Annotated in this window: 22 protein-coding genes; 13 read left to right on the top strand and 9 right to left on the bottom strand. The window is 55.6% G+C overall.

The genetic code is table 11. From position 1 onward, the window contains the following. The first annotated feature begins 179 nt into the window (after positions 1-179). Complete coding sequence (locus IEW12_RS11005) at positions 180-1,028, top strand: oxidoreductase (protein WP_188566786.1); 849 nt, start codon at positions 180-182, stop codon at positions 1,026-1,028. Positions 1,029-1,154: 126 nt separating this feature from the next. Continuing rightward, complete coding sequence (locus IEW12_RS11000) at positions 1,155-1,988, top strand: oxidoreductase (RefSeq protein ID WP_188566102.1); 834 nt, start codon at positions 1,155-1,157, stop codon at positions 1,986-1,988. Positions 1,989-2,024: 36 nt separating this feature from the next. Here IEW12_RS11000 and IEW12_RS10995 read toward each other — a convergent pair whose 3' ends face one another. Genes IEW12_RS10995 through IEW12_RS10980 form a run of 4 tightly spaced genes read right to left on the bottom strand, consistent with a single transcriptional unit; the run spans position 2,025 to position 6,831 of the window. Next, positions 2,025-2,930: an efflux RND transporter periplasmic adaptor subunit gene (locus IEW12_RS10995; RefSeq protein WP_188566101.1), complete on the bottom strand. Its 906-nt coding sequence runs from the start codon at positions 2,928-2,930 to the stop codon at positions 2,025-2,027. Between the two features lie 7 nt (positions 2,931-2,937). Then, a complete protein-coding gene (locus tag IEW12_RS10990; RefSeq protein WP_188566100.1) occupies positions 2,938-3,141 on the bottom strand; it encodes a DUF1656 domain-containing protein in 204 nt (67 codons plus the stop codon). A 4-nt stretch (positions 3,142-3,145) separates the two neighbouring features. After that, positions 3,146-5,269, bottom strand: a complete 2,124-nt coding sequence (locus IEW12_RS10985; protein ID WP_188566099.1) for an FUSC family protein — start codon at positions 5,267-5,269, stop codon at positions 3,146-3,148. Then, on the bottom strand, positions 5,266-6,831 hold the full coding sequence (locus tag IEW12_RS10980) for an efflux transporter outer membrane subunit (RefSeq protein ID WP_188566098.1): 1,566 nt from the start codon (positions 6,829-6,831) through the stop codon (positions 5,266-5,268). The genes IEW12_RS10985 and IEW12_RS10980 overlap by 4 nt, the downstream gene beginning before the upstream one ends. 213 nt (positions 6,832-7,044) lie before the next feature. Here IEW12_RS10980 and IEW12_RS10975 point away from each other — a divergent pair, with 213 nt between their 5' ends. Continuing rightward, positions 7,045-7,959, top strand: coding sequence for a LysR family transcriptional regulator (locus IEW12_RS10975; protein WP_188566097.1), 915 nt, complete (start codon positions 7,045-7,047; stop codon positions 7,957-7,959). 44 nt (positions 7,960-8,003) lie between these two features. On the opposite strand, the gene IEW12_RS10970 is transcribed toward IEW12_RS10975, so the two are convergent. Further along, on the bottom strand, positions 8,004-8,321 hold the full coding sequence (locus IEW12_RS10970; RefSeq protein ID WP_188566096.1) for a hypothetical protein: 318 nt from the start codon (positions 8,319-8,321) through the stop codon (positions 8,004-8,006). A 282-nt stretch (positions 8,322-8,603) separates the two neighbouring features. On the opposite strand from IEW12_RS10970, the gene IEW12_RS10965 reads away from it, so the two are divergent. The 5 genes from IEW12_RS10965 (at position 8,604) to IEW12_RS10945 (ending at position 14,319) form a co-directional block, all read left to right on the top strand. Further along, positions 8,604-8,768 (top strand): hypothetical protein, encoded by a 165-nt coding sequence (locus IEW12_RS10965; protein WP_188566095.1) that lies wholly within the window; start codon positions 8,604-8,606, stop codon positions 8,766-8,768. 515 nt (positions 8,769-9,283) lie between these two features. Further along, on the top strand, positions 9,284-10,555 hold the full coding sequence (locus tag IEW12_RS10960) for an O-acetylhomoserine aminocarboxypropyltransferase/cysteine synthase family protein (protein WP_188566094.1): 1,272 nt from the start codon (positions 9,284-9,286) through the stop codon (positions 10,553-10,555). Positions 10,556-10,646: 91 nt separating this feature from the next. Next, positions 10,647-11,576: a serine O-acetyltransferase EpsC gene (gene epsC, locus IEW12_RS10955; RefSeq protein WP_188566093.1), complete on the top strand. Its 930-nt coding sequence runs from the start codon at positions 10,647-10,649 to the stop codon at positions 11,574-11,576. A gap of 21 nt (positions 11,577-11,597) precedes the next feature. Continuing rightward, positions 11,598-12,518, top strand: coding sequence for a family 2A encapsulin nanocompartment shell protein (locus IEW12_RS10950; protein ID WP_188566092.1), 921 nt, complete (start codon positions 11,598-11,600; stop codon positions 12,516-12,518). Then, positions 12,505-14,319: a family 2A encapsulin nanocompartment cargo protein cysteine desulfurase gene (locus tag IEW12_RS10945; RefSeq protein WP_188566091.1), complete on the top strand. Its 1,815-nt coding sequence runs from the start codon at positions 12,505-12,507 to the stop codon at positions 14,317-14,319. Before IEW12_RS10950 ends, IEW12_RS10945 begins: the two co-directional genes overlap by 14 nt. A gap of 254 nt (positions 14,320-14,573) precedes the next feature. On the opposite strand, the gene IEW12_RS10940 is transcribed toward IEW12_RS10945, so the two are convergent. Continuing rightward, positions 14,574-14,744: a hypothetical protein gene (locus IEW12_RS10940; RefSeq protein ID WP_188566090.1), complete on the bottom strand. Its 171-nt coding sequence runs from the start codon at positions 14,742-14,744 to the stop codon at positions 14,574-14,576. Here IEW12_RS10940 and IEW12_RS10935 point away from each other — a divergent pair. The 3 genes from IEW12_RS10935 (at position 14,743) to IEW12_RS10925 (ending at position 16,827) form a co-directional block, all read left to right on the top strand. Next, positions 14,743-15,057, top strand: coding sequence for a hypothetical protein (locus tag IEW12_RS10935; RefSeq protein WP_188566089.1), 315 nt, complete (start codon positions 14,743-14,745; stop codon positions 15,055-15,057). The genes IEW12_RS10940 and IEW12_RS10935 overlap by 2 nt on opposite strands. Positions 15,058-15,228: 171 nt before the next feature. Further along, positions 15,229-16,035 (top strand): cystine ABC transporter substrate-binding protein, encoded by an 807-nt coding sequence (locus IEW12_RS10930; RefSeq protein ID WP_188566088.1) that lies wholly within the window; start codon positions 15,229-15,231, stop codon positions 16,033-16,035. 132 nt (positions 16,036-16,167) lie between these two features. Next, complete coding sequence (locus IEW12_RS10925; RefSeq protein ID WP_188566087.1) at positions 16,168-16,827, top strand: amino acid ABC transporter permease; 660 nt, start codon at positions 16,168-16,170, stop codon at positions 16,825-16,827. A gap of 92 nt (positions 16,828-16,919) precedes the next feature. On the opposite strand, the gene IEW12_RS10920 is transcribed toward IEW12_RS10925, so the two are convergent. Then, positions 16,920-17,972: a sulfate ABC transporter substrate-binding protein gene (locus IEW12_RS10920; protein WP_188566086.1), complete on the bottom strand. Its 1,053-nt coding sequence runs from the start codon at positions 17,970-17,972 to the stop codon at positions 16,920-16,922. A 335-nt stretch (positions 17,973-18,307) separates the two neighbouring features. Between IEW12_RS10920 and IEW12_RS10915 the strand changes: the two genes are divergently transcribed. Together IEW12_RS10915 and IEW12_RS10910 are read left to right on the top strand one after the other, a co-directional pair. Continuing rightward, complete coding sequence (locus tag IEW12_RS10915; protein ID WP_188566085.1) at positions 18,308-18,880, top strand: GNAT family N-acetyltransferase; 573 nt, start codon at positions 18,308-18,310, stop codon at positions 18,878-18,880. 355 nt (positions 18,881-19,235) lie between these two features. Further along, on the top strand, positions 19,236-20,792 hold the full coding sequence (locus tag IEW12_RS10910) for a thioredoxin family protein (protein ID WP_188566084.1): 1,557 nt from the start codon (positions 19,236-19,238) through the stop codon (positions 20,790-20,792). Between the two features lie 175 nt (positions 20,793-20,967). Here IEW12_RS10910 and IEW12_RS10905 read toward each other — a convergent pair whose 3' ends face one another. Continuing rightward, a complete protein-coding gene (locus tag IEW12_RS10905; protein WP_188566083.1) occupies positions 20,968-21,879 on the bottom strand; it encodes a class II glutamine amidotransferase in 912 nt (303 codons plus the stop codon). Between the two features lie 92 nt (positions 21,880-21,971). Then, a complete protein-coding gene (locus tag IEW12_RS10900) occupies positions 21,972-23,573 on the bottom strand; it encodes an ABC transporter substrate-binding protein (RefSeq protein ID WP_188566082.1) in 1,602 nt (533 codons plus the stop codon). Positions 23,574-23,791 lie beyond the last annotated feature (218 nt).

Here is a 23,791-nt window from a genome sequence, read left to right as displayed (position 1 = left end):
TCCCTCCTATCTGCCATCTAGCCAATTTCGGCTATTAGCAACTTTCATTTGCTTATCAACCATCCAATTATGGGCTAGTTTGCATCATCCTGCCCACCTATAGTTCAGTCCATGCTTGCAAGCGCCTGAGGTCCAACCGGATCAAATCTGATTTTTTACTGATGGAGTCAATCATGGAAATGAATATCACTAGCCAACGCGTATGGATGATCACTGGCGCATCTCGCGGCTTTGGCGCAAAAATCGTTGCCGCTGCACTGGAAGCCGGCGATGCCGTCGTGGTGACGGCACGCAATCCTGCTTCGCTGCAAGAACAATTCGGCCAGCATGCCAATCTGCTGACGGTGGCGCTGGATGTGACCAATGAAGAGCAGGCGATAGCGGCGACTCAGGCCGCAGTAGAACGCTTCGGCCGCATCGACATACTGGTCAACAATGCCGGCTATGGCTTGCTGGGTGCGGTAGAGGAGGCTAGCAATGCCGAGGTCAAGCACCAGTTCGACACCAATGTGTTCGGCCTGCTGAATGTGACCCGCGCCGTGCTGCCGCATATGAGGGCGCGCCGCTCCGGCCATATCATCAATATTTCTTCTGTGGGCGGCTACTACGCCTATGCAGGATGGGGCGTGTATGGCGCGACCAAGTTTGCAGTCGAAGGCTTGACCGAAGGCCTGGCGCAGGAACTGGCTCCACTGGGCATCCATGCCACGGTTGTCGAACCTGGCTTCTTCCGCACCGATTTCCTGGAAGGCAGTTCCCTGGTCGAAACCAGGACGCGTATCGACGACTATGCTTCCACCGTGGGTGAGATGCGCTCGTTTGCCGCCGATGTCAGCGGCCAGCAGCCTGGTGATCCGGACAAGCTGGCAGCAGCCTTCATCAAGCTCGGTCATCACGCGAAGCCGCCGGTACGCCTGCCTTTGGGCACCGATACGATAGCCCGCATCGCTGAAAAAAACGCATTTGTCGAGGCAGAGCTGAAGGAATGGAGAGAGGTTGCTGCTTCTACCGATTTCCCATCTGCGTGATCTGGTGCATGGTCCGATATCGGTGTTCGCGGCTGGAGCTAGTGGACACCGATGTCGGATAGCAGCAAACAGCAACAGTCAGTACAAATTCGCAGCAAACAATGATTTATTTCGAGGAAGAACAAAATGAAAACATGGTTTATCACCGGCGTCAGCAGCGGTTTCGGACGCGCGTTGGCAGCCGCCCTGTTAGCACAGGGTAGCCAGGTCGCAGGTACCGTCAGGAGTGAGCAGGCAAAGGCGGATTTCGAGCAACTGGCGCCAGGCAAGGCCCTGGCCTTCATTGCCGATGTAACCGATCATGCAGCAGTGCAAAAAGCGGTGGCCGCGGCGGAGCAAGCCACCGGCGGCATTGATGTGCTGGTCAATAATGCCGGCTATGGCTACGAAGCCCTGGTAGAAGAAGCCTCAAGCGACGAGATACGGCGCCAGTTTGAAGTCAATGTATTCGGCCCCATCGCGGTATTGCAGGCGGTCTTGCCATTCATGCGGGCGCGTCGCCGTGGGCATATCTTCAATGTGACGTCGATGGGCGGCCATGTTACCTTCCCGGGTCTTGGCATCTATCACGGCAGCAAGTTCGCGCTGGAAGCGATTTCCGAGACCCTGGCGAAAGAGGTGAAGGCGCTGGGGATACATGTAACTGCGGTGGCGCCGGGAGCATTTCGCACCGAGTGGGCGGCAGGATCAATGACCCGTGGCGACAGGACCATCCGCGATTACGACACCGTGTTTGCTCCCTTGCGCCAGGCCAGGCAGGAGCGCAGCGGCAAGCAGATCGGCGACCCTGCCAAAGCAGCGCAGGCCATCATGCAGGCTGCCGCTGCCGAGGATCCGCCTGTGCACCTGCTGCTGGGGCCGGATGCCTTATCTGTGGTGCGCGCCAAGCTGAAATCGCTGGACGCGGAAATCAGCGTCTGGGAATCTGTAACGCTGAGCACGAGCTTTCCGCCGGACTGAAAATCAACTTGCCGCCATGCGCAAGGCCGGGGCCGTTCAGGTCTTGGCCTTTTCTTTTGCAGCAGTCTGGCCCGGCTTGGCAATGATGGTGCAAGTCATGCCGGCGGCCAGCGTAATGCCGTCCGGGATATGGTCGATATTGATGCGCACCGGTACGCGCTGTGCCAGACGTACCCAGTTAAAGCTGGGGTTCACGTTGGCTAGCAGGCCGCTGCCGGTAGGATTGTCGCGGTCGGTAATGCCGCGCGAGATGCTGTCTATATGCCCCTGCAGCAGTTGTGTGCTGCCCAGCAGCCTGATATCGACCGTATCGCCTTCTTTCAGCAACGGCAATTTGGTCTCTTCAAAATAGCCGTAGACCCAGAATGATTGCGCATCGATGATCGCCATCTTGGGCGTGCCCGCCTGTGCATAATCGCCGGCATGCACGTTCAGGTTGGATACCCAGCCATCGACATGGGCGCGCACTTCCGTCCGTTCCAGATTCAGCTTGGCCGAATCGCGCATCACCAGTGCTTCCTGGTAGGCAGCTTTTGCGCCGCTGGCAGTGGAGCTGAAGTTGTCGCGGTTTTCCGCCGAGATGACTTCATTGTCCAGCTTGGCCCGGCGCTCCGCATCGCGCTGGCGGATATCATAGGCAATCTTGCGTTGCGAAATCAGGCTCTCCGCCTGTGCCAGCGCCAACTGGTAGCGAGCCGGGTCTATCTTCATCAGCAGGTCGCCCTTGTGCACATAGCTATTATCATGCACAGGCACTTCCACCACCTGGCCGGATACATCTGCGGCAACGTTGATCACGTCTGCGCGCACGCGGCCATCGCGGGTCCACGGCGAGTTCATATAGTGGTCCCATAGCGCGTCGCCAATGAAATAGGCTGCGGTAACCATGGCCAGGGTAAGTAGTATGCTCAGCAGGGCTTTGAGCGAGATCGTGATTTTCATTTTTATCTCAAGTTACTTTCAGGAATAGTGCAAGGCCGCCGAACACGCAGACAAACATGGCGACGCGGAACAGGCCGGGGTGCCAGACGAAGCGGTACACGCCAAGATATGCGCACAGGCGGTCCAGCATGACTTGCAGCAGCATGGCGGCGACAAATACCAGCAGCAATGTGGGAACGAGTGCATCAAACAGGGCAATTTCTCTTGGCATGGCATCAGACTTTCTGGGGTGTTAGCGCAACTGCAGGCGCTGCGTAGTTGGCCAGTACGGATTTTTCATCGAGTAGCGAAGCGCGTATCAGATGCAGATGCGCCTGCAAGGCCACGCTCCATTTGCACAGGGATATCGCATGCAGAACGGCGTCAATGGCAGCCTGTCTTTTCTCCTGGTCCGGCCGGTTGAACAACGCGGATATATGAGTGACGCAGTTTTGCACTGCCCCCAATTGTTCTGTGGACAGCGACGGCGTCGCCTCCACATCTTGCCGCAGATGAATCACCGCGCGGCCGATTTCCAGCACCGACAGCAGCCAGGCCAGCACCTCGCGGTCGTCCTCATTGTCCATCGCATGGATGGCGATGAAACGTTGCAACTGGTCGCGCGTGGCGCTTTCAAACAGCGGCAGCAGCCCCGGTAGTGGCCTGCTGCAGGCGCGCACCACTTTCTGGCGCAGTGCGCGGGCCAGCCTTTGCTTGACCCAGCGGCTATCGACCGGATCAATGATCATGTACATCACGCTGGCGACTCCCACACCCAGCAAGCCGCCTATGATGCCGTTGACCATATCGAGAAAATCAAACACGTACATGCTGTCTATCGCCGCGTACGAGATAAAGAAGATCAGCATGCCGGCACCAACACCGGCATACTTCGGATGATTGGACAGCCAGGCGCCTATCATCAGGAAGGGAGCGATGGACAGGCACAGCATGGAAAAATTTTCTGCAAAGGGCTGCAGATAATAGGCACAGACAAAGGCCGCCAGTGCCCCGCTGAGTGCGCCGACAACGAACTGCTTGACGGCCCTGGAAGGCGATGGCGCAGCAGAAAAAAGCCCGCCAAACACGGTGCCCAGTACTACAGCGTCCACGCCCGAAGGCCAGCCGGAAATGATCCAAAAGGTACAGGTCAGGCCAAACACTGCCGCACTGCGCAGGCCGGAAAAAAACACGACCAAGGGATCGGTTGCCGCGACATAATCAAAAGCCGCAAGAATTTCTTTCTCTGGCAGATAAGTACCGCTGAGCACCGAAGCCTGGATGCGCGCATAGTCTTGCAGCTCATCGGTAAAGCGCAGCAGCAATTCGGTGGCGGAATCGAAATCCAGCAGGGCGGCCGGATTGACGTCGTCACCCACCTCGGCCAGCACGCGTTTGCGCGATTCTGCCAATTGAGCCGGCAGCAGCTTGCGCAGATCGCATAATTTTTCTGCCGCCTCCGCAGGTTCTGCATTCAGCAGGCTGGTGATTGCCCTGTATTTTTCCAGTTGGGCATTCAGGGCCGGCAGTCTGCCGGCTTTTTGCAGGCGCCCATACAGCAGATCCAGGGTATGGAAGGTGGTTGAGGCTGTCATGAAGGCAGTGTTCAGCAGGCTTAGCTGTGTACTGTGCGACGGGTGCGAGGTATTCTCAAAGATGGATGCGGAGCGCAGCGATTCAAAGGAAATTACCTCGCCGATAAAACGCAGCATGGTACGCTCTGCGGCGACAGGATCGGTGCTGGCCTTGCTGATATGCTGGGCAAATGTGCCGAAGCGCTGGCGTACCATCGCCATCAGGGTTTCTGTCACGCGCAGTGGGAAAATCAGGTCGCTGACGACACCGGCGGACAGGATGCCTATCATCACTTCCGTCAACCGTATGACGGCGATATCAAAAGCCTGGTCGGGCTGCAATGCTGCGGGCAGGCCGACAATCACCAGCGTGTAGCCCGCCAGCACAAAGGCATAGGACTGGAAATTTCTGAACACGGCGGAACCGGCGGTACAGAGTGCCAGCCAGCATGCGCCGGCGATAATAAACAGTACCGGTTCCTGCGTAAACAATGCCGCCAGGATGATGGAGGTGATGACTCCTGCAATTGTTCCCAGGAAGCGGTAAAAGCTCTTGGCCAGCACCAGGCCGCTGCGCTGGTGCATCACGATGACCACGGTCAGCATCGCCGTGGTAGGTTTGGCAAAATCCAGCCGCAGTGTAACTCCCATCGCCAGCAGGACGGCGACTGTCAGTTTCAAAATGTGGATGATGACCGGGGTCTGAGTCACTACCCAGGTACTGATTTCCGCCAGCACCCTGCGCAAAGGGCTGCCGGCGATCACGGGGGCTGAGGCAGCGCTCATTGCTTGTTATCCGCAATAGCCGGTGCCGGCTTTTCTTCCAGGCCGCCGCCCAGCGCCTGCATCAGTTGTGCCCAGGCGTCCAGGTAAGCGGTATTGATCTGCTCCATCCTTTGCTGCTGTTGCAGCAGCACGGTTTGTGTATTGAGCACAGTCAAATATTCGCTGATGCCGGAATGATAGCTGCGCTGTGCAAGGTCATAGGTTCTTTGCGCCAGCGCCAGCGCTTTCTCAATCTCTGCCTTCTGCTTTTCGCTGGATTTCAGCTTGACGATCTGGTCGGCGACCGCTTGCAGTGCCAGCACCAGCGTATTGTTGTAGCTTTCCACTGCAGCATCGTAATTGGCGGTTTGTGCACCCAACTGGCTGCGCAGCCTGCCGCCTTCAAAAATCGGCAGCGATATGGCCGGAGCGATACCCCGCGCCGCTGCATTGGAACTCAGGAAGCCGGCAAAACCAAGCGACTGGAAGCCGAGGAAGGCGCTGATATTAATATCTGGATAAAAACCGGCCTTTGCCACTTCGATATTCTTTCCTGCGGCCTCGACGCGCCAGCGTTGGGCAACCACATCGGGGCGGCGGCCTATCAGATTGGCGGGTACGTAATCCGGCAGGCTGATCGGCAACTGCGCCGACGCATTATTCCTGGAGCCCGGCAACAGATTCGGTCGCTGGATAGCATCGCCCGCACCTGGGCCCTGGCCGCTGAGGGCGGCAATCTGGTTGCGCGCCAGGCTGATTGCCTCATCCAGTTGTTCTATATTCGAACGGGCAACCGGCAGCGAAGTCTCGGCCTGGCTGACTTCCAGTTGGGTGCCGAGTCCCGCGCGCAAGCGGCGGCGGGCGATATTGGCGATGGCTTCCTGCTGTTGCAGGCTGGCGTTGGCGACATCCCGTAACTGATATTGCAAGGCCAGTTGCAGATAGCTGCGCACGACTGAGGTTTCCAGTTGCAGTTGTGCGCTGCGTGCTTCGGCGGCGCTGGCATGGATGGTATCCAGCGCGGCTTCCAGTGCACTGCGGTCTTTTTCCCACAAATCCAGGTCGTATTCTGCTTTGACGGCAATTTCGTTATACCACTCCCAGTTGCCTGCCAGCGGCGGCGGCACCAGGCCCTGGCCGGTAAACAGTTCGCGGGTGGACTCTGCCTTGGCGCCCACAGACGGCAAGGTCTTTGCGCGCGCAACACCTGCCAGCGAGCGGGCCAGTTCTACCCGTGCGCGTGCAATCTTTAGCGTAGGGCTACCGCTGATTGCTTGTTGTACGAGTCCATCCAGTTGCGTATCGCCATAGGCCTGCCACCAGGCTGCCTTCGGCCAGTGGGCGTCAAGGCTGGCACCTTGGATTGCCGAGCCGGCGGACAGCGTATTGCCGTCTGTCATTTTGGACTGTGGGGAAATACCTTTCATGTCTGCGCAACCGCTGAGCGCAAGGAGGGCAAGAAGTGCAAGGGTGGCAAACAGGGGAGTGGCCAGGCCAGGTCCAAAGCCGGTTTGGCGACGTGCTGCCAAGGGCCATAGGAATTCTGGCAAATGCAGCGTGAAAGGGCTGGCAAAAGTTTTCATGAGCTTTCTGTCGGTAAGCAACGGGCGAGGGTGGGCGAGCTTAATTTGTCCAGAAATGCTGAAAGATGGTGCTTTAAAAGCTTAAACCACTAAATCTTTACTGCCAAGAGGGACTGCCCGTCATTGCCGCACAGTCTATCTGTTGTATCATCTGAAAAAAACAGGCTATTGTGCAATGCACTATTTCAGTAATTGAAACGAAGGGGTGAGCGTATGGACAGATTGCAATCGATGCGGGTATTCCTGAAGGTCGTGGAGCAGGGCAGCTTTGCGCGCGCGGCCCAGGCACTGGATTTATCCAATGCAGCAGTCACTCGTTATCTGGCCGAACTTGAAAATCACCTCGGTACCCGTTTGCTGAATCGTAGCACCCGTAAGCTGTCCCTTACCGAGATAGGCCAAGCCTACCTGGAACGTGTACAGAGGATATTACCCGAGATTGACGATGCTGATGCGATCGCCAAGTCCCAGTCCAAGGAGCCCAGCGGCATGCTCAGGTTGTACGCGCACCAGAGCTTTGCGCAGTTCCAGTTGGCCAACCTTTTGTCCGAGTATTCCGAGCGTTACCCGGAGGTGACGCTGGATGTGACGATATCCGGCCGCAATGTGGATCTGGTGCAGGATAGATTTGACGTTGGTATATTGATAGGCCTGCAGAAAATAGAAGCCAATATGGTTGCTCGCCAATTGGGCAAGGCGGAAGTTTTCCTGTGCGCATCGCCGGATTATCTGCGCCGGCATGGCGAACCAAAGTCACCGAAGGACTTGGGCAAGCATGCCTGCCTGAACTTTGATTACAAGCAACTACGCAATGCCTGGTCTATACAAGGCCCCGATGGAGAGATCGACATCCCGGTCAATAACAAGATTACCTCCAATAATGGCGATTTGCTGAGTAACTGCGCCATTGCAGGCATGGGGCTGGTGCTGCGTGCATCGTTTGCACTGGCTGATGCGCTCAAGAGTGGCAAACTGGTGCGCTTGTTGCCCAAGACCCAGTTCAACCAGCTGGCGGTTGCCATGGTCTATCCCAACCGCCACCTGATGCCGGCAACCGCACGTAGCTTCGTGGATTTCATGACGGAGCACTATCCGCATCCTGAGATAGATCCCTGGGAAATAGTGTAGCGTGGGATTAGCTCACTTTTACTGTCAGGAAAATATGCCGGGTTTTAATCCGGTTTGACCGCGTTGTCGGTATATTCAAAATCTGCCGCAGGCAGCGTATCCGCGATCGTATGCCTGTCCTTGGCAATGGGGTTGCCGTGTACATTGTTTTGATCTTTGCGGCCATTGGGCGTGTCGGGAATGCCTTCAAACACCTGTTGTTCCTCCTGGCTATGCAGCAGATCGTTCTCGCGGGGCTTTCCTTTCAGAAATTCCGACTCTGCCCTCGTGCCGTTCAATGTATCGTCGCCAGTGCCAATATGTAAGGGAGGGGTAGAACTCTTTACGGCCTGATCAGCAAGGCCTTTGTCTGTTTTACTCATTTGCGGCGCCTCATTCATGTAGGTGGATGACCTATGATGCATCGTCAGGCCACCGTGGTCTGTGAGACAGCGAACAGAGTGGCGGCGCTTGTTCCTCGGCCGAGCATTCCCTCAGCCTATTCTTACAAATCGCCTACCTTTGCGCCTATTCATTTGCCGGGACTTTGTCCGATGGCAGCACACAAGTCCTCTGCTACAGTGAAATCACCGAGAGATCATTGAAACAGCGATTGCAGCATAGGCATGAGACTGGATAACCCTAAATAGAGCTGGAGAAAAATCATGAACGACAATAAACCAGGCAAGGAAGAAGTCAGAGAGTGGTTGAAACGTGAAGTTGCAGCCCACCGCCCGCCACCCAGCCCCGACGAAATTCGGCGTGCACTGGGTATTAACTTGATGGATGCGGCAAGGGTGAGTATGTCGAACAAAAAATTTGCGATGTGATGAACCAATGCGATCAATGCACCCATAGATATCGACATGCACCAACGCAATGTGAACTAACGTACAGAAATAAAGCGCGTAATTTTCTATGATGAAACTGCCGCGAAAAACTTATACCGTTGACGCTCATTGGGCGAGAGCTGTGTTTACCTGGCACTTGCCCGGTATAGGTTCGTAACGGCTCCTGAGCTTTATCCCGTGCTTGAGCAGTACGGGATCTTTTTCTTTTTTACCACCTCTCCCCGTAACGCCAGGTACCGGCTACACGAGGCGTTACATTTACCCCAGCCACTTAACGCTGGGGTTTTTTATTTTCTCCCCCGTTTTTTTGTCAGTGCATCCTTTGCTTCTTCGGTGGCGTTGATTGCTGTCAAATCCATGACAAGCGAAAAACGCATAAGGAAACACGATTTAATTCCTTGTGGCTTCAGTGCGCTCTTTTTACTATCAGGCTTACTTTATCCGATGCAGAACATGCAAAAAAATGTTTAGCATCTTCACTCCAAGGACGCCTGATGAAGCTAGAAACTATTGCAGTGCATGGCGGTTACACGCCCGATCCAACGACCAGAGCGGTCGCCGTTCCTATCTACCAGACCGTTGCCTATGCTTTCGATGACACCCAGCATGGTGCGGATCTGTTCGATCTCAAGGTAGCTGGCAATATTTATAGCAGGATCATGAATCCGACCAACGACGTGCTGGAGAAGCGCGTGGCGGAACTGGAAGGCGGCATAGGTGCGCTGGCGCTGGCGTCCGGCCAGGCAGCGATCACTTACGCGATCCAGACCATTGCCGAGGCGGGCGACAATATTGTGTCGGCCTCCACGCTATACGGCGGCACCTATAACCTGTTTGCGCATACCTTGCCGCAGTTCGGCATAGAAACCCGCTTTGCCGACTATCGCGATCCGGAATCGTTTGGAAAACTGATCGATGAAAAAACCAAAGCGGTCTTTGTCGAGTCTATCGGCAATCCGCTGGGGAATATCACCGATATAGAAAAGATTGCGGCAGTAGCTCACCGTCACGGCGTGCCGCTGATTGTGGACAATACGGTGCCGTCTCCGTACCTGTTGCGCCCGATAGAATTCGGCGCCGATATTGTGGTGCACTCATTGACCAAATATCTGGGCGGGCACGGCAACTCCATTGGCGGCGTAATTGTTGATTCCGGGAAGTTCCCCTGGGCAGAATACAAGCAAAAATTTAAGCGCCTGAACGAGCCCGATGTTTCCTACCACGGCGTGGTGTACACCGAGGCACTCGGCGCCGCCGCATATATCGGCCGCGCGCGCGTAGTCCCGCTACGCAATACCGGCGCTGCCTTGTCACCATTCAATGCTTTCCTGATATTGCAGGGCATAGAGACATTGGCACTCAGGCTGGACCGTATTACAGAGAACACGCAAAAGATAGCGGAATATCTGGATAAGCATCCTAAAGTTGAATGGGTCAATTACGCCGGTTTGCCCACGCATGCCGACCATGCTCTTGCACAAAAATATCTGGGTGGACGGCCGTCCGGCATCCTGACTTTCGGCCTGGGCGGCGGTCGCGCAGCGGGCGGACGCTTTCAGGATGCGCTGAAATTATTTACCCGCCTGGTCAATATCGGTGACGCCAAATCACTAGCTTGCCATCCGGCCTCCACCACTCACCGTCAGCTGAATCCAGATGAACTGGCCAAGGCCGGCGTTATGGAAGATACGGTGCGCCTGTCTGTAGGGATAGAACATATAGACGATCTGCTGGCCGATCTGGAGCAGGCTATCTCTGCCGCTTAAATCGAGTTGCGGGTTCCCGGATTTTCCCTCCGGGGCCGGGGCTACCCTGCTTCTATCTCATCAATATTCTTACCCCTATTTCATTGGCATCATGGACATCGCATTCAGGCAGCAGGAAAAGAATCAACAAGACTGGAATCTGGGAACTGTTACCGATCAGTTGCGCATCTCCAGGGAAGTCACGCACAAGATCCGGCATCAGGGCCATATCCGCGAATTGCCGTCACGCGCCGCGCTGGAGCAGATATTGGACGGCCTGCGCTCTGTGCTGTTCCCTACCCACTACGGGCGCCCCAGCCTGACCGACGAGAGTATCGATTATTTTGTCGGCAATACGCTCAATACCAGCCTTAATTTACTGGCAGAACAAGTGCGCCGGGCTTTGCTGTTCGTCGGCGAGCAGGGCGATTCCAGCGAGGCAGGCCTGTCTGAACGTGCCACGCAGATCACACGTGATTTCGCCGCGCAATTGCCTTCGGTGCGTGGTGTGCTGGTCAGCGATTTGCAGGCAGCCTTCCAGGGGGACCCGGCAGCCTCCAGCATCGCGGAAGTCTTGCTGTGCTATCCGGGTACGATTGCCATTATTTATTATCGGCTGGCGCATGCGCTGTACCAGCTCGGTGCGCCTTTGCTGGCGCGTGTCATTTCCGAGATTGCCCATTCTTCTACCGGCATAGACATCCATCCAGGAGCGCAGATAGGCCCGAGCTTTTTTATTGACCACGGGACTGGAGTCGTCATCGGCGAGACCGCAATCATCGGCCAGCGTGTGCGGCTGTACCAGGCGGTCACATTGGGGGCGAAGCGCTTTCCCGCAGATGAAAACGGCAGCCTGATCAAAGGCAATCCTCGCCACCCCATCCTGGAAGACGATGTCGTCATCTATGCCGGTGCAACGATACTCGGCCGCATCACGATAGGCCGCGGATCGACGATAGGCGGCAATGTCTGGCTGACCCAGAGCGTGCCGCCCGAGAGCAACATCAGCCAGGCACAAACACAGAACCGCAACATCCTTTAAGACTTTTAACCGGAGAATAATGTGACAGACAGGATAGAACAACAAACCGCACTTGGCGATGTCGCCGCCCGCCAACTGGCGATTGCCACGCGTACCGTTCCGCAAATGGGCAGCATCACGCCGCGCTGGCTGACCCACCTGCTGCAATGGGTGCCGGTGGAGGCAGGTATCTACCGCTTGAACAGGGTGAAGGAAGGTTCCAGCGTTACCGTGGATTGCTCCAATCGCGACGAACGCGAATTGCCGCAGACTTTTGTCGACTATGAAGAAAGTCCGCGCGAATACATGCTGAGTGCCGTGAATACCGTGCTGGACGTGCATACCCGTGTTTCCGACTTGTACAGTAGTCCGTACAACCAGGTTGGCGAGCAATTGCGGCTGACGATAGAAACCATCAAGGAACGCCAGGAAAGCGAGCTGATCAATAACCGTGAATACGGACTGCTGCATAGCATCGCCGCTTCGCAACGCATCAAGACGCGCACCGGCGCGCCTACGCCGGACGACCTGGATGAACTGATTTCCAAGGTATGGAAAGAGCCGGGTTTTTTCCTCGCGCATCCTTTGGCGATTGCCGCTTTCGGCCGCGAATGCACACGCCGCGGCGTGCCGCCGCCTACGGTATCCCTGTTTGGATCACAGTTCCTGACCTGGCGCGGCATCCCGCTGTTCCCATCGGACAAGCTGACGATAGAAAACGGCAAGTCCAATATCCTGCTGCTGCGCACCGGAGAAAGCCGCCAGGGCGTGGTGGGCCTGTTTCAGCCGAATTTGCAGGGTGAACAAAACAGCCCCGGCCTGTCGGTACGCTTCATGGGCATCAATCACAAGGCGATTGCCTCGTATCTGGTTTCCTTGTATTGCTCGCTGGCGGTATTGACGGAAGATGCGATTGCCGTGCTGGAAGAGGTGGAAGTAGGCAAATATCATGAGTACAAGTGATCTGGGTGCGGCTTTGCCGGATATCGAGCAACTGGCGCGGCTGGCCAATCAGTATTTCTCCGAGTTGCCTGGCGGTGGAAGCGGGGCTGCAGCATCGCTGGCTTCCCCGGCTTCACGCGCTGTTCCGCCGGCTTCTTCGTTAGGGGGCTTGCCGGCAAGTGCGCCTGCCATCGCCGATGCGGGGTCGGCCAAGCAGCAGCCACATCTCGGTGCGTCACCCGGCAGCTTTTCCGCGCAGGGAGGCGCTGTTCCACCGTTGTTCCCTTTGGCCGCAAATAATCTTACGGCCAATACCTCGGTGCTCAGCAAGCCGGCATCGCAGCACGGCTATCTGGCCGGCATAGTGCCGCAGGGCTACGGTTTACCCACCGATGCGGATTTGCGGCAATTACTTGTTCCTCGCTCGCCCAGTGCGGGCCGCGCGGCTTTGCCGGTGCAAGCCAGCCAGACCAATACGGCACATGGCGCTGCACCGGATTTTTATTTTCTGCAGGCTACGCGCCTGTATGAACCTGGCCTGAGGCAGCCGGGTTTGCATACGGATGCATTGCAGCAGCAGGGCATTACCCGCGCACCGTTTGATATCAATCTGGTGCGTCGTGATTTTCCTATCCTGCAAGAGAAAGTAGAAGGGCGGCAGCTGGTCTGGCTGGACAATGCGGCAACCACGCAAAAGCCGCAATCTGTGATCGACCGCGTCAGCTATTTCTACGCCCACGAAAACTCTAATATTCACCGGGCCGCGCATACGCTGGCGGCCCGCGCGACGGATGCCTATGAAGGTGCGCGGGAGAAGGTGCGAGCCTTCCTGAATGCCGCGTCCGTCAATGAAATCGTCTTTGTGCGCGGCACGACGGAGGCGATCAACCTGGTGGCGCAAAGCTGGGGACGGCAGCATATCCGCAAGGATGATGAGATCATCATCAGCTGGCTGGAACACCATGCGAATATCGTTCCCTGGCAGCAGCTCTGCGCTGAAAAAGGCGCAAAACTGAAACTCATTCCGGTTGACGATGACGGCCAGATCATCCTGGAAGAATATGCGAAGCTGCTGACCCCCAGGACCAGGCTGGTGTCGGTCACCCAGGTATCGAATGCGCTTGGCACCATCACACCCGCGAAGAAAATCGCCGAGATGGCGCACAGCGTGGGGGCCAAAGTGCTGATAGACGGAGCACAGTCGGTATCGCACCTGCGAGCCGACGTGCAGGACCTGGATGCAGACTGGTTTGTTTTCTCCGGGCACAAGGTGTTTGGACCCACCGGCATTGGGGTTTTGTACGGTAAAGAGGCTTTGTTGAATGAAACCCAGCCCTGGCAGGGTGGCGGCAATATGATCAAGGATGTGACGTTTGAGCATACCGAGTACCATGCCGCGCCGGGGCGTTTTGAAGCCGGCACCGGCAATATCGCCGATGCAGTAGGGCTGGGCGCAGCGATAGACTATGTCAACAAGATAGGTATCGATAATATCAATTGGTACGAGCATCAGTTGCTGGGTTATGCGACCAATTTGCTGAAGCAGATACCGGGCCTGCACCTGATAGGTACTGCTGCGGACAAGGCCAGCGTACTGTCTTTTGTGCTGGATGGCTTCAAGACGGAACAGGTGGGCGCAGCGCTGAGCCGTGCCGGTATTGCGGTGCGTTCCGGGCATCATTGTGCGCAACCCATCCTGCGGCGTTTCGGCCAGGAAAGTACAGTACGTCCTTCGCTGGCCTTTTACAATAATTGCGCCGATGTCGATGCACTGGTGACGACGGTGAGCCGTCTGAAAAGTGGAAAACGGGAATTTTATTAGTTCCTGCGGGCCCTGCCGGTCCAGGCAAACAGCCTCAAAACCTCCTGTCCATGCGGGTTCCAGCGCTTTACTGCGCTGGAATGCGCCTGGCCGGTAGGAACTAAAATTTTCGGTTAAACTGTAGGGACGGACCTGCAAGCCTGAAGCGTCTTTCATGTTAGGATGCGCCTGAATTCCCCATTTTTAAGGAATTAGCATGCACCGCCCTGACCCTATTCCTCCGGCAGATACGCCGCCCCTCGATCCTACCCCGGTCAAAAGGCCGGTGCCAGATCCCAGGCCGAGTTGCAGTCCTCGTTAATAGCATTTTGTGGTTGCAGCTCTCGGGTTTCAGACCCGATATCGTATCCAAGCAGTAGCGCCATAGCCAGTTTAGCCAGATTTCTTTCAAAACATGCAGTCATTTGATTAGGAGATATGACCATGGCACTTTTCTTTGTTGAAGCAGTGAAATTTGATGGTAGCGGTGAGCGTGTAGAAAAGGTTCGCTGGGGCAAAAGCAAAGGTGGCGAAATCACGCCTCCGGCCTTCGTCGCTGATCCGGAAGATGCCGACGTGTCAAAAGTGGTTGAGGCCATAGAGAACGGCGATGAAGTCATCACCAAATTCCATGTCAAAGACTCCATCGTGATGGGCCCGCTGATCAAGGTGGTCACCAATGATGACGGCACGCCGGGCATCACCACGGCAGCCTACGAGCAGCCGGGTTTTGAACTGAATAACTTGCCGACGTTTTAATTTTCCAGTCTTGTCTGTGCGCGCGGACAAGGCTGCCCGCCCTTTTTTTGCATTGCAATTTCAAGCTACATATTCTTAATCGTATATACAAATGCCAATAACTTCGTTGTGACTATAGCTCTAGGCTATATATCATTGGTCTACAAGAAATTAATCACCTGAAGGGGTCATATGCGTAATACACGGAATTCCATTACTTCGAAATTGTTTGTCAGCCTGCTGCTCGCTAGTTTGTCTCTCGGCGCTGTCGCTGCCGATCTGCTGGATACGGTAAAAGCGCGCGGTACGCTGAAGATTGCGCTGGAAGGCACCTATCCTCCATTCAACTTCAAAGACCAGAAAACCAATCAGCTGGAAGGCTTTGACGTGGATGTCGCCAAACTGCTGGCCGCCAAGCTGGGCGTAAAGCCTGAGTTTGTTACTTCCGAATGGAGCGGCATTCTGGCAGGCTTGTCTGCCGGTAAGTATGATGTGATCGTGAATCAGGTTGGTGTCACTGCCAAGCGCCAGGAAACCTTTGATTTTTCTGACCCGTATACCATTTCCGCAGCGCAATTAATCGTCAGAAAAAATGAAAGCCGCACCTTCAACAGCCTGGAAGACCTGAAAGGCAAAAAACTGGGCGTGGGCCAGGGTAGCAATTACGAAGAAAAAGCCAAGAGCGTTGCCGGAGTCGACGTGAAGAGTTATCCAGGCGCGCCTGAATACCTGCAGGATCTGGCTTCCGGCCGCGTTGATGCGGCGCTGAACGATAGCCTGATGGTTGCTTACCTGCTCAAGAATTCAGCCTTGCCGATCAAGGCTGGCGCTCCCATAGGCGAGCTGGCAAAAAACGGTATCCCTTTCCAGAAAGGGAATCCTAAATTCCAGGCTGCGCTGAATGACGCACTGGCAGCCATCATCAAGGACGGCAGCTTCGCCAAGGTGTCGGTGAAATGGTTCGGCCGCGATGTCAGCAAACCGCCGGTCGCGCAGTAAGCGGTAAGTCTTGTTTTTGGAGCTTACTTTCTGCTTTTAGCGCCTAGTAGCTCCATGCTACCCAGATGATGTATGCTATTGCATCAGACTTCTCATCCCCGCAGTGCGGGGATGTTTTTTTATAGGAATGCGATGGAACTCCTGGACTTGTTGACACTGGCGGCGCCGGTGATGCTGAAAGGTGTGGCATATACGCTGTGGTTTGCGCTTGCTTCGATGATAGGCGGCCTTGCACTGGGGTTTTTAATCGCGGTTGCGCGCGTTGTTCCGTGGCCCTGGCTGAACCGCCCCGCCATTACCTATGTCAGCCTGATGCGCGGCACGCCGCTGCTGGTGCAGATTTTCGTGATCTATTACGGCCTACCCAGTATAGGGCTGGAATTTTCTGCCACCTCGGCCGGTATTCTTGCGCTGAGCCTGAATGCCGGCGCCTACCTGTCTGAAAGCATACGTGGTGCAATACAGGGCGTCAGCCGCGGACAGTGGGCCGCCAGCTTCAGCCTGGGATTGACCTATGCGCAGACCTTGAGATATGTGATCGTTCCCCAGGCTTTGCGGGTTGCCGTGCCGTCCATGAGCAATACGCTGATTAGCCTGATCAAGGATACCTCGCTGGTATCCGTGATCACGGTGACGGAACTGATGCTGGCTACCAAGGAAGTGATAGCGACGACCTTCCGTCCGCTGCCCTTGTATATTGCCGCCGCCCTGGTTTATTGGGGCCTGAGCCTGTGCTTTGAAGCGGTGCAGATGCGGATGGAAAAGAAACTGCAGCAGCCGCATCACAATTGAAGCTATTTGGAACTGGGGCAAATTTACGTCTGATCTACTTGATGCGCCCGCCTTTCCGGCATCTGTAATAGATGATGGAAGGGTGGGCGTAATTACTTCTTCGCCTGGAATATCTTGTCAAATTCGCCGCCATCATCGAAGTGTATTTTTTGCGCCAGCTTCCAGCCGCCAAATACCTCATCGACGGAAAACAGCTTAACGGGCTTGAATGAAGCTGCATATTTTTTTGCAACTGTTTCCGAGCGTGGGCGCAGATAGTGCCTGGCAATGATTTCCTGTCCTGCTTCCGAATACAGGAATTGCAAATACGCAGTAGCCTGCTTGCGGTTACCCAATTTATTGACAACCTTGTCGACTACGGCGACAGGTGATTCTGCAAGAATCGAGAATGGCGGATAGACGACTTCAAAGTTGTCGCCAAATTCCTGCCGCACCAACTGTACCTCGTTTTCAAACGTGACTAATACATCGCCGATTTCGCGCTGGGTGAAGGTGGTGGTGGCGCCGCGTCCTCCGCCATCCAGCACGGGCACATTTTGAAATAATTTTTCCACCAGGCTGCGTGCCTGCGCATCGTTGCCTCCGCTCTTGATGACCGATCCCCATGCGGCCAGATAGGTATAACGCCCATTGCCGGATGTCTTGGGGTTAGGCACGATTACTTTGATGCCTGGCTTGGCAAGGTCTTCCCAGCCGCGTATCTGTTTGGGATTGCCCTTGCGTACCAGATAAACCATGGTGGAATAAAAAGGCGCTGCCCTGTTGGGGAAACGCGTTGGCCAGTCAGTTGCGACCAGGCCTTTGTCTGCGAGGATATCAATATCGTTCGCCTGGTTCATGGTCACCACGGATGCCTCCAGGCCGTCGATTACCGAGCGCGCCTGTTTGCTGGAGCCCCCGTGCGACTGGTTCAGGATCACGGTTTCACCGGTCGTCTTTTTCCACTCCGCTGCAAACGCCGGATTGACGTCCTTGAACAATTCACGCGTCACATCATAGGAAGCGTTCAATATTGCCGTATCGGCGTGCGCGGCAGGCAGCAGCGTCAACAGGGCAGTGCCGAGCGCAATGCCGGCTACGAGTAGCCTCGCCAGGCGGCGCCTGCCTCTTTGTTTGTTTTCTACCAGCGCCAGGATGTGAGACATGAGTGCTCCAAATAAGGTCAAGAATCAAGTATCGTGGCCAAAATGGGCGCGGCAGTAAACGAATTATTTCTTATATCCTTATGGCACCTTCATGGAGCCAGCAAGGGCAGACCTTGCCTGCTTATGCATCGCGTACATATGCTTGTCGGAATAAATTCTTTGGAAATAAGCTGGGCCTGGGCTAAGGTCATGGAATTATTTATACCGAAAAATCACCATGAACTGGATGATGACAGAGGCGATTCAGGTTCGGTGCAGTACTCATCCTGACGCACTTCTTTTTTGTTTATATGTGCAATCCCATGTTGCGCCCCGCCGGGTTGCACGGAATTGATATGGCAGCACAGATCCGTATTGCCCGCCTGTCTGATGCGGGGCCTGCTTGCGAAGTTGTAAGACGGTCTATCGTGGAGTGCTGCCATCAGGATCATCATAATGATGATCGTATCTTGTCGAAGTGGCTGGGTAATAAAACGCCGGAAATCCTTGCCGGCTGGTTTGCTTCTGCGGGGAACTATGCGCTGGTGGCAGATGTCGAAGCTGACATCCTGGGTGTCGGTTTGCTGACGCAGGCAGGACGCATAGGCTTGTGCTACGTGACGCCGGAGTTGCGTTTCGCAGGAACCGGCAAAGCCTTGCTGGGGACCATGGAGGCCAAGGCCAGGGAGTGGGGCTTGCCCTTTGTCAGCCTGGACAGTACGGTCACCGCAAAGGATTTTTATCTGCGGCAGGGGTATCTGGCAGGCGAGATGCGGCCCGCCAAATCCGGCATACGGGCTATCTCGCTATGGAAGTATCTGGACGACAGCCTGTCAGGCCCGGCTTCAGAGCCGCGGGCAGAAGGGCGGCCCTGCCTGTGCGCTCTTGCCGGCCGCGACGGCGAAAGAAATTTGCAATACAAGATTTGATATATTAGAACTCATTTCATAAATAGGAGCGAGTGCGAACGAGTCCATTTGGGTGCAGTGCAAGGCACGTCGCGACGCAAAGACTGGCCGTCTTTGCTAGCGGCACAACGCTGCAATGCACCCAAATGGGCCGTTCCCGGAGGGTTTGTCTTAAAAGTGGCGCTGGCTGCGTTGTGCTCGTTACCTCGGCGGCCCCGTCAATAGCCCCGCTATTGACGCCTCGCACGCCTTGCCAGCGCCGCTTTTAAGACAAACGCATCTCACTCCTATTTATGAAATGAGTTCTAACTACGGATATTTGTTACACTTACCGCATTGCCTCGCTGCGAGGCTCCCTATCAATTTATTGAACCTTATGAAACTTCAATCTGCCGTCATCGCCAGTATTCTGTTCGCCGCCGTTCCCGTGTTTTCTGCTGTGGCCTCTCCTGCCAGCAGCTCTGCCAAAGCAGGCATAGACTGGCAAAAAGACAATAATGTGGATGCGGCCTTTGCCCGCGCCAAGGCCGGCAACAAACCGCTGTTCCTGTACTGGGGCGCAGCGTGGTGCCCGCCTTGCAATCAGGTGAAAGCGACGATCTTCAACCGCCAGGACTTTATCGAGCGTTCACGCCATTTCGTGCCGGTCTACCTGGACGGCGACAGCCCAAGCGCGCAAAAGCTGGGAGCGCGCTTCAAGGTGCGTGGCTATCCGACCATGATATTGTTCAAACCGGACGGTACCGAGATTACCCGCCTGCCCGGCGAAGTGGATTCCGAACGCTATCTGCAGGTATTGACGCTGGCAATGAATACGACCAATTCGGTGCAGGACATCCTGAAATCGGCGCTGGCCGGCGGCAAAAACCTGAAGGCGGAAGAGTGGAGCCTGTTGGCCGACTATTCCTGGGATGATCCTGAACAGAAACTGGTGGACGTCAAAGATGTCGCTGCCACCTTGCTGCGTCTGTCGGACCTCGCTCCTACAGGCCATGATGCGACCAGGATCTACCTGAAAGCGCTGGTCGCCATCGCCAACGTCAAGCCCGGCCAGACAGCGCCTGCATTTGACAAGGCAGTCGCTGCGGACAAGCTGCAAAAAGCCCTGGCCGACCAGGCTGTCGCCCGCGACAATATGGACTTGTTCACCAATTATCCGGCAGACCTGACCGAGCTGACGACCACTGCGAAATCCGATGCCCGCGCCAAGCTGATGGCTGCCTTTAACAGCGCCTTGCTGAAACTGGCTGACGACAGTAGCTTGTCGAAAACCGACAGGCTGACTGCCGTAGACGGCCTGGTTGCACTGGCCCGCCAGGAAAATCCCAAAGGCACGCTGGATGCCAATTTGCTGAAAGATGTGAAGACACGCGTGGCGCAGATAGACCAGGCCACGACCGATGCGTATGAGCGTCAGTCCGTCATCAGCACTGCCGCCCACGCGCTGAGCAATGCCGGTTTGCTGGATGATTCCGATGCCTTGCTGAAGGCTGAGCTGAAGCGTTCGCACTCGCCTTACTATTTCATGTTGAGCCTGGCCTCCAATGCAAAGAAGCGCGGCGACAAGACAGCGGCGGTCAACTGGTATGAGCAGGCCTATAAGGCGGCCAAAGGGCCTGCAACGCGCCTGCAATGGGGTTCAACCTATGTCAGCGGCCTGATCGAACTGGCGCCGCAGGAAGAAGGCCGCATAGAAAAAGCTACGCAGAGCGTACTGGCTGAAATCGGCGGGACTGAAAACGCATTCTACGAGCGTAATCGGGCGTCGCTGGAACGCATGGGCAAGAAACTCAATGAGTGGAACAAGGATGGCAAGCATAAAGTCGCCTTGCAGAAAGTGCGCACGCAACTGGATGGCATCTGCAATAAGTTGCCCGCCAATGACCCGCAGAAAGCTGCCTGCCAGGGTGTGTTGACCGAGGCCAAATCCTGAGGTTTCGTAACGCTTATAAGCGGATTAGCCAGGTGGCTTAGTTAAGCGGATTCGTTTCCCGCTCCGACAAAAAGCATTACAACAAGGATTACCGCACAGGTAATTCTTTTTTTATGTCTGATGTTTGTGAGCAGGCCAGTTGCTTGCCAGGCAGGCTTGGGTTACGTAGGCGCGCTCAAACCGCTACAGCAAAGTGCAGGGCGAGTGACGGTTTGCTGCGCTTGCTGGGAGTGCCAGGCGAGAGTGCCGGAGCCGGTGCGCTTGTTATTGCCTGCGGTATCGGCAGCGCAGCCGCGGGAATTGCGACTTCCCGGGCAAGCCCGCCCTCCAGGAACATTTTCAATTCGCCAGGCTGGAAGGCAGACCAGGTTTCATTCGATGTTAGCGGTTTGGTCGCGATGACGGCGATCTTGTCATCCGGCTTGTTGTGTTGGCTGAAGTCTATGCTGCGGTCGCAATCAACCAGTGCGGCAGTGGAGAATGGATATTCACGCACCACGTAGTGCAGATTGGTTGAGCAGTGCGCAAACAGCACTTCGCCGTTGGACAGCATGAAGTTGAAGATGCCATGCGCCGCGATTTCCTGCGTCAATGCTGCGATCGCATCAAACAAATCGGAGCGGGGAGGCAACTTGCCCGCGCTGCATTGCGGGAAGCGCTTGCGCAGGCCCTCCATCAGGTAACAGAATGCATGTTCGCTGTCAGTCTCTCCAACCGGATGGAAAATGCCGTTCAGTTCCGGCTGAAAGCCCTTCAGGTCGCCATTGTGGGCAAAGGTCCAGTATTTACCCCATAGCTCGCGCATGAAGGGATGACTGTTTTCCAGGATGATGGTGCCCTGAGTGGCCTTGCGGATATGGGCGATGACGTTGCGGGATTTGATGGGATTGCGCTTGATCATTTCCGCCAGTGGCGAGGTGATCGAAGACAGGTAATCGGTGAACAGGCGGCAGCCGGAGCCGTGATAGAAAGCGATACCCCAGCCATCCTTATGCTCGTCAGTGCGGCCACCGCGCTCCGAGAAGCCTTCAAACGAGAAGGTGATCTCAGCCGGATTGTTGCAGTTCATTCCCAATAATTGGCACATAGCCAGCTACCCTGTTTTCCGTATTGCAGCAAATAAGTTTTAACATACATCTATTGCCGTAAATCATGTAAATTATTTGCGGAGATTTACAATTATTCGGGCTTAAATTGGTGCGCAAACGTAAATTCATCGGTCCTGGCCGAATATTTGAGGCCTTTACGCAACGCCCAGCTTGCATACTGGTGATATAAAGGAATTAACGCGTAGTCCTTCAGTGCCAGCGCCGCTGCCTTTTTTGCAAGCTCTTCGCGCTTGGCGTCATCTACCGAAGACAGCGAAGATTGCACCAGCTCATCCAGCGCAGGGTTGCTATATTTGCCCCAGTTCCAGCTTCCCCAGCCGGTCGCCGCATTCGGTGTCCCGGTCAGTGTACGCAAGCCAAAATCGGTTGCCAGCGTGCCCCAGCCCAGCAATGCGACGCTAAATTCACTCTTGCCCGCTTTGGGGAAATAGGCGGCCAGCGGCAGCGTCTCTACCTTGGCCTGTATGCCTACCTTGCTCAGGAATTGCGCGATGGTCTGCACGACCTGCTCATCATTGATATAGCGGTTGTTCGGGCCATGCAAGGTCAGCGCGAAGCCGTTTGGATAGCCGGCTTCGTTCAATAGCTTCTTCGCGCCTTCCGGGTCGTAAGCCTCTACGGCCAGGCTGTCGTTGTAGCCGAGGATGCCCGGCGCCACGATATTGGAAGCCGGTACAGCCAGGCCTTCCAGCGTACGCTCTGTCAGTGCCTTGCGGTTGATGGCCTTGGAGATCGCCTGCCGCACGCGTACATCCTTCAGCGGGTTGCTGGCCAGCGGCTTGCCTGCCTTATCGGTGATATACGGTGAAGGACGGTTTTGCTGATCCAGTTCCCAGAACAGCGTGCGCCAGGATATCTTTTGTTCCAGCTTGAACTTTGCATTGGTTTTCAGGCGCGGGATGTCGGCGGGCGGCACACTGTCTATCGCGTCGACATCACCCGCCAACAAGGCCGCTACGCGCGGTGCGCCGCTGGTGATGATGCGGAACGTGACTTTGTCCCATGCAGCCTTCTCGCCCCAGTAATTATCATTGCGCGTGACGACGATATTGTCGCCGCGCTTGAAGCTCAAAAATTTGAAAGGTCCCGTGCCTATCAGTGCCTTGCCGCTATTGAAGTCGTCGGTGCTGGCATGCTGTGCCGCTTTTTTCGAGATGATAAAGATGGAGCTGACATCCAGCGGCAAAGGCCCATACGGCTTGCTTGTTTTCAGGCGCACCGTATACGCATCGACCGCCTGCTTGGCGACGATCTGCTTGGTATAGCTGGTGAAAGGGCCGGGGCTGTTCGTCAAGGTGGCAGGCCGGTCCAGCGAAAAAATGACATCGTCAGCAGTGAGTTCTGAACCATCGTGGAACTTGACGCCGCGGCGCAATTTGAATTCCCAGGTCGTCGCATCAATCGCCTTCCAGGACGTCGCCAGGCCAGGTATCAGGCGGCCATTCGCATCCACGTGGACGAGAGCATCAAACAGGTGCGATGCAAAGGAAATATTCGGCGCAATGTTCAGGTAATGCGGGTCCAGCGAAGAGACATCCGCGGCGAGACCTATTTTCAGGTCGGCGGCTTGCGCAAGCGGCGCAACGGCACTACCAAGGCACATAGCCAGCGCCATGGCGGCGGAGGCGATCAAATTTTTTCTTGCAAAATAAAGCATTGTTTTCCTTAACATCGATCCGGGACGGGCTGCATTGGCCTTCCAGCTTAATCTTCTAGCTTAACATCAGGCGCGCTCGCAGGCAGATTCGGATACTAGCGTCGCATGTTAGGGGTTTCTGGATAAAAAGTAAAAGATCTATTCCGACTTTGGATATATCCAATGCATCTATGCCTTTGTTGCCGTTGGTGGCGGGAGCGCTTTGAAATTTCGTTTTTGTTAATGCGCTGGAA

The organism is Parundibacterium terreum (assembly GCF_014636315.1).
In the GTDB taxonomy this organism is placed as follows: domain Bacteria; phylum Pseudomonadota; class Gammaproteobacteria; order Burkholderiales; family Burkholderiaceae_D; genus Undibacterium; species Undibacterium terreum.
This window is presented reverse-complemented; position numbering and strand designations above follow the sequence as displayed.

Coding starts and splice junctions, on each gene's coding strand:
- IEW12_RS10980 (WP_188566098.1), bottom strand. CDS start 6,831: ATGAAAACTTTTGCCAGCCCTTTCACGCTGCATTTGCCAGAATTCCTA.
- IEW12_RS10985 (WP_188566099.1), bottom strand. CDS start 5,269: ATGAGCGCTGCCTCAGCCCCCGTGATCGCCGGCAGCCCTTTGCGCAGG.
- IEW12_RS10915 (WP_188566085.1), top strand. CDS start 18,308: ATGGCAGCACAGATCCGTATTGCCCGCCTGTCTGATGCGGGGCCTGCT.
- IEW12_RS10945 (WP_188566091.1), top strand. CDS start 12,505: ATGAGTACAAGTGATCTGGGTGCGGCTTTGCCGGATATCGAGCAACTG.
- IEW12_RS10960 (WP_188566094.1), top strand. CDS start 9,284: ATGAAGCTAGAAACTATTGCAGTGCATGGCGGTTACACGCCCGATCCA.
- IEW12_RS10905 (WP_188566083.1), bottom strand. CDS start 21,879: ATGTGCCAATTATTGGGAATGAACTGCAACAATCCGGCTGAGATCACC.
- IEW12_RS10900 (WP_188566082.1), bottom strand. CDS start 23,573: ATGTTAAGGAAAACAATGCTTTATTTTGCAAGAAAAAATTTGATCGCC.
- IEW12_RS10995 (WP_188566101.1), bottom strand. CDS start 2,930: ATGAAAATCACGATCTCGCTCAAAGCCCTGCTGAGCATACTACTTACC.
- epsC (WP_188566093.1), top strand. CDS start 10,647: ATGGACATCGCATTCAGGCAGCAGGAAAAGAATCAACAAGACTGGAAT.
- IEW12_RS10910 (WP_188566084.1), top strand. CDS start 19,236: ATGAAACTTCAATCTGCCGTCATCGCCAGTATTCTGTTCGCCGCCGTT.
- IEW12_RS10930 (WP_188566088.1), top strand. CDS start 15,229: ATGCGTAATACACGGAATTCCATTACTTCGAAATTGTTTGTCAGCCTG.
- IEW12_RS10970 (WP_188566096.1), bottom strand. CDS start 8,321: ATGAGTAAAACAGACAAAGGCCTTGCTGATCAGGCCGTAAAGAGTTCT.
- IEW12_RS11005 (WP_188566786.1), top strand. CDS start 180: ATGAATATCACTAGCCAACGCGTATGGATGATCACTGGCGCATCTCGC.
- IEW12_RS10935 (WP_188566089.1), top strand. CDS start 14,743: ATGGCACTTTTCTTTGTTGAAGCAGTGAAATTTGATGGTAGCGGTGAG.
- IEW12_RS10965 (WP_188566095.1), top strand. CDS start 8,604: ATGAACGACAATAAACCAGGCAAGGAAGAAGTCAGAGAGTGGTTGAAA.
- IEW12_RS10925 (WP_188566087.1), top strand. CDS start 16,168: ATGGAACTCCTGGACTTGTTGACACTGGCGGCGCCGGTGATGCTGAAA.
- IEW12_RS10975 (WP_188566097.1), top strand. CDS start 7,045: ATGGACAGATTGCAATCGATGCGGGTATTCCTGAAGGTCGTGGAGCAG.
- IEW12_RS11000 (WP_188566102.1), top strand. CDS start 1,155: ATGAAAACATGGTTTATCACCGGCGTCAGCAGCGGTTTCGGACGCGCG.
- IEW12_RS10940 (WP_188566090.1), bottom strand. CDS start 14,744: ATGGTCATATCTCCTAATCAAATGACTGCATGTTTTGAAAGAAATCTG.
- IEW12_RS10990 (WP_188566100.1), bottom strand. CDS start 3,141: ATGCCAAGAGAAATTGCCCTGTTTGATGCACTCGTTCCCACATTGCTG.
- IEW12_RS10920 (WP_188566086.1), bottom strand. CDS start 17,972: ATGTCTCACATCCTGGCGCTGGTAGAAAACAAACAAAGAGGCAGGCGC.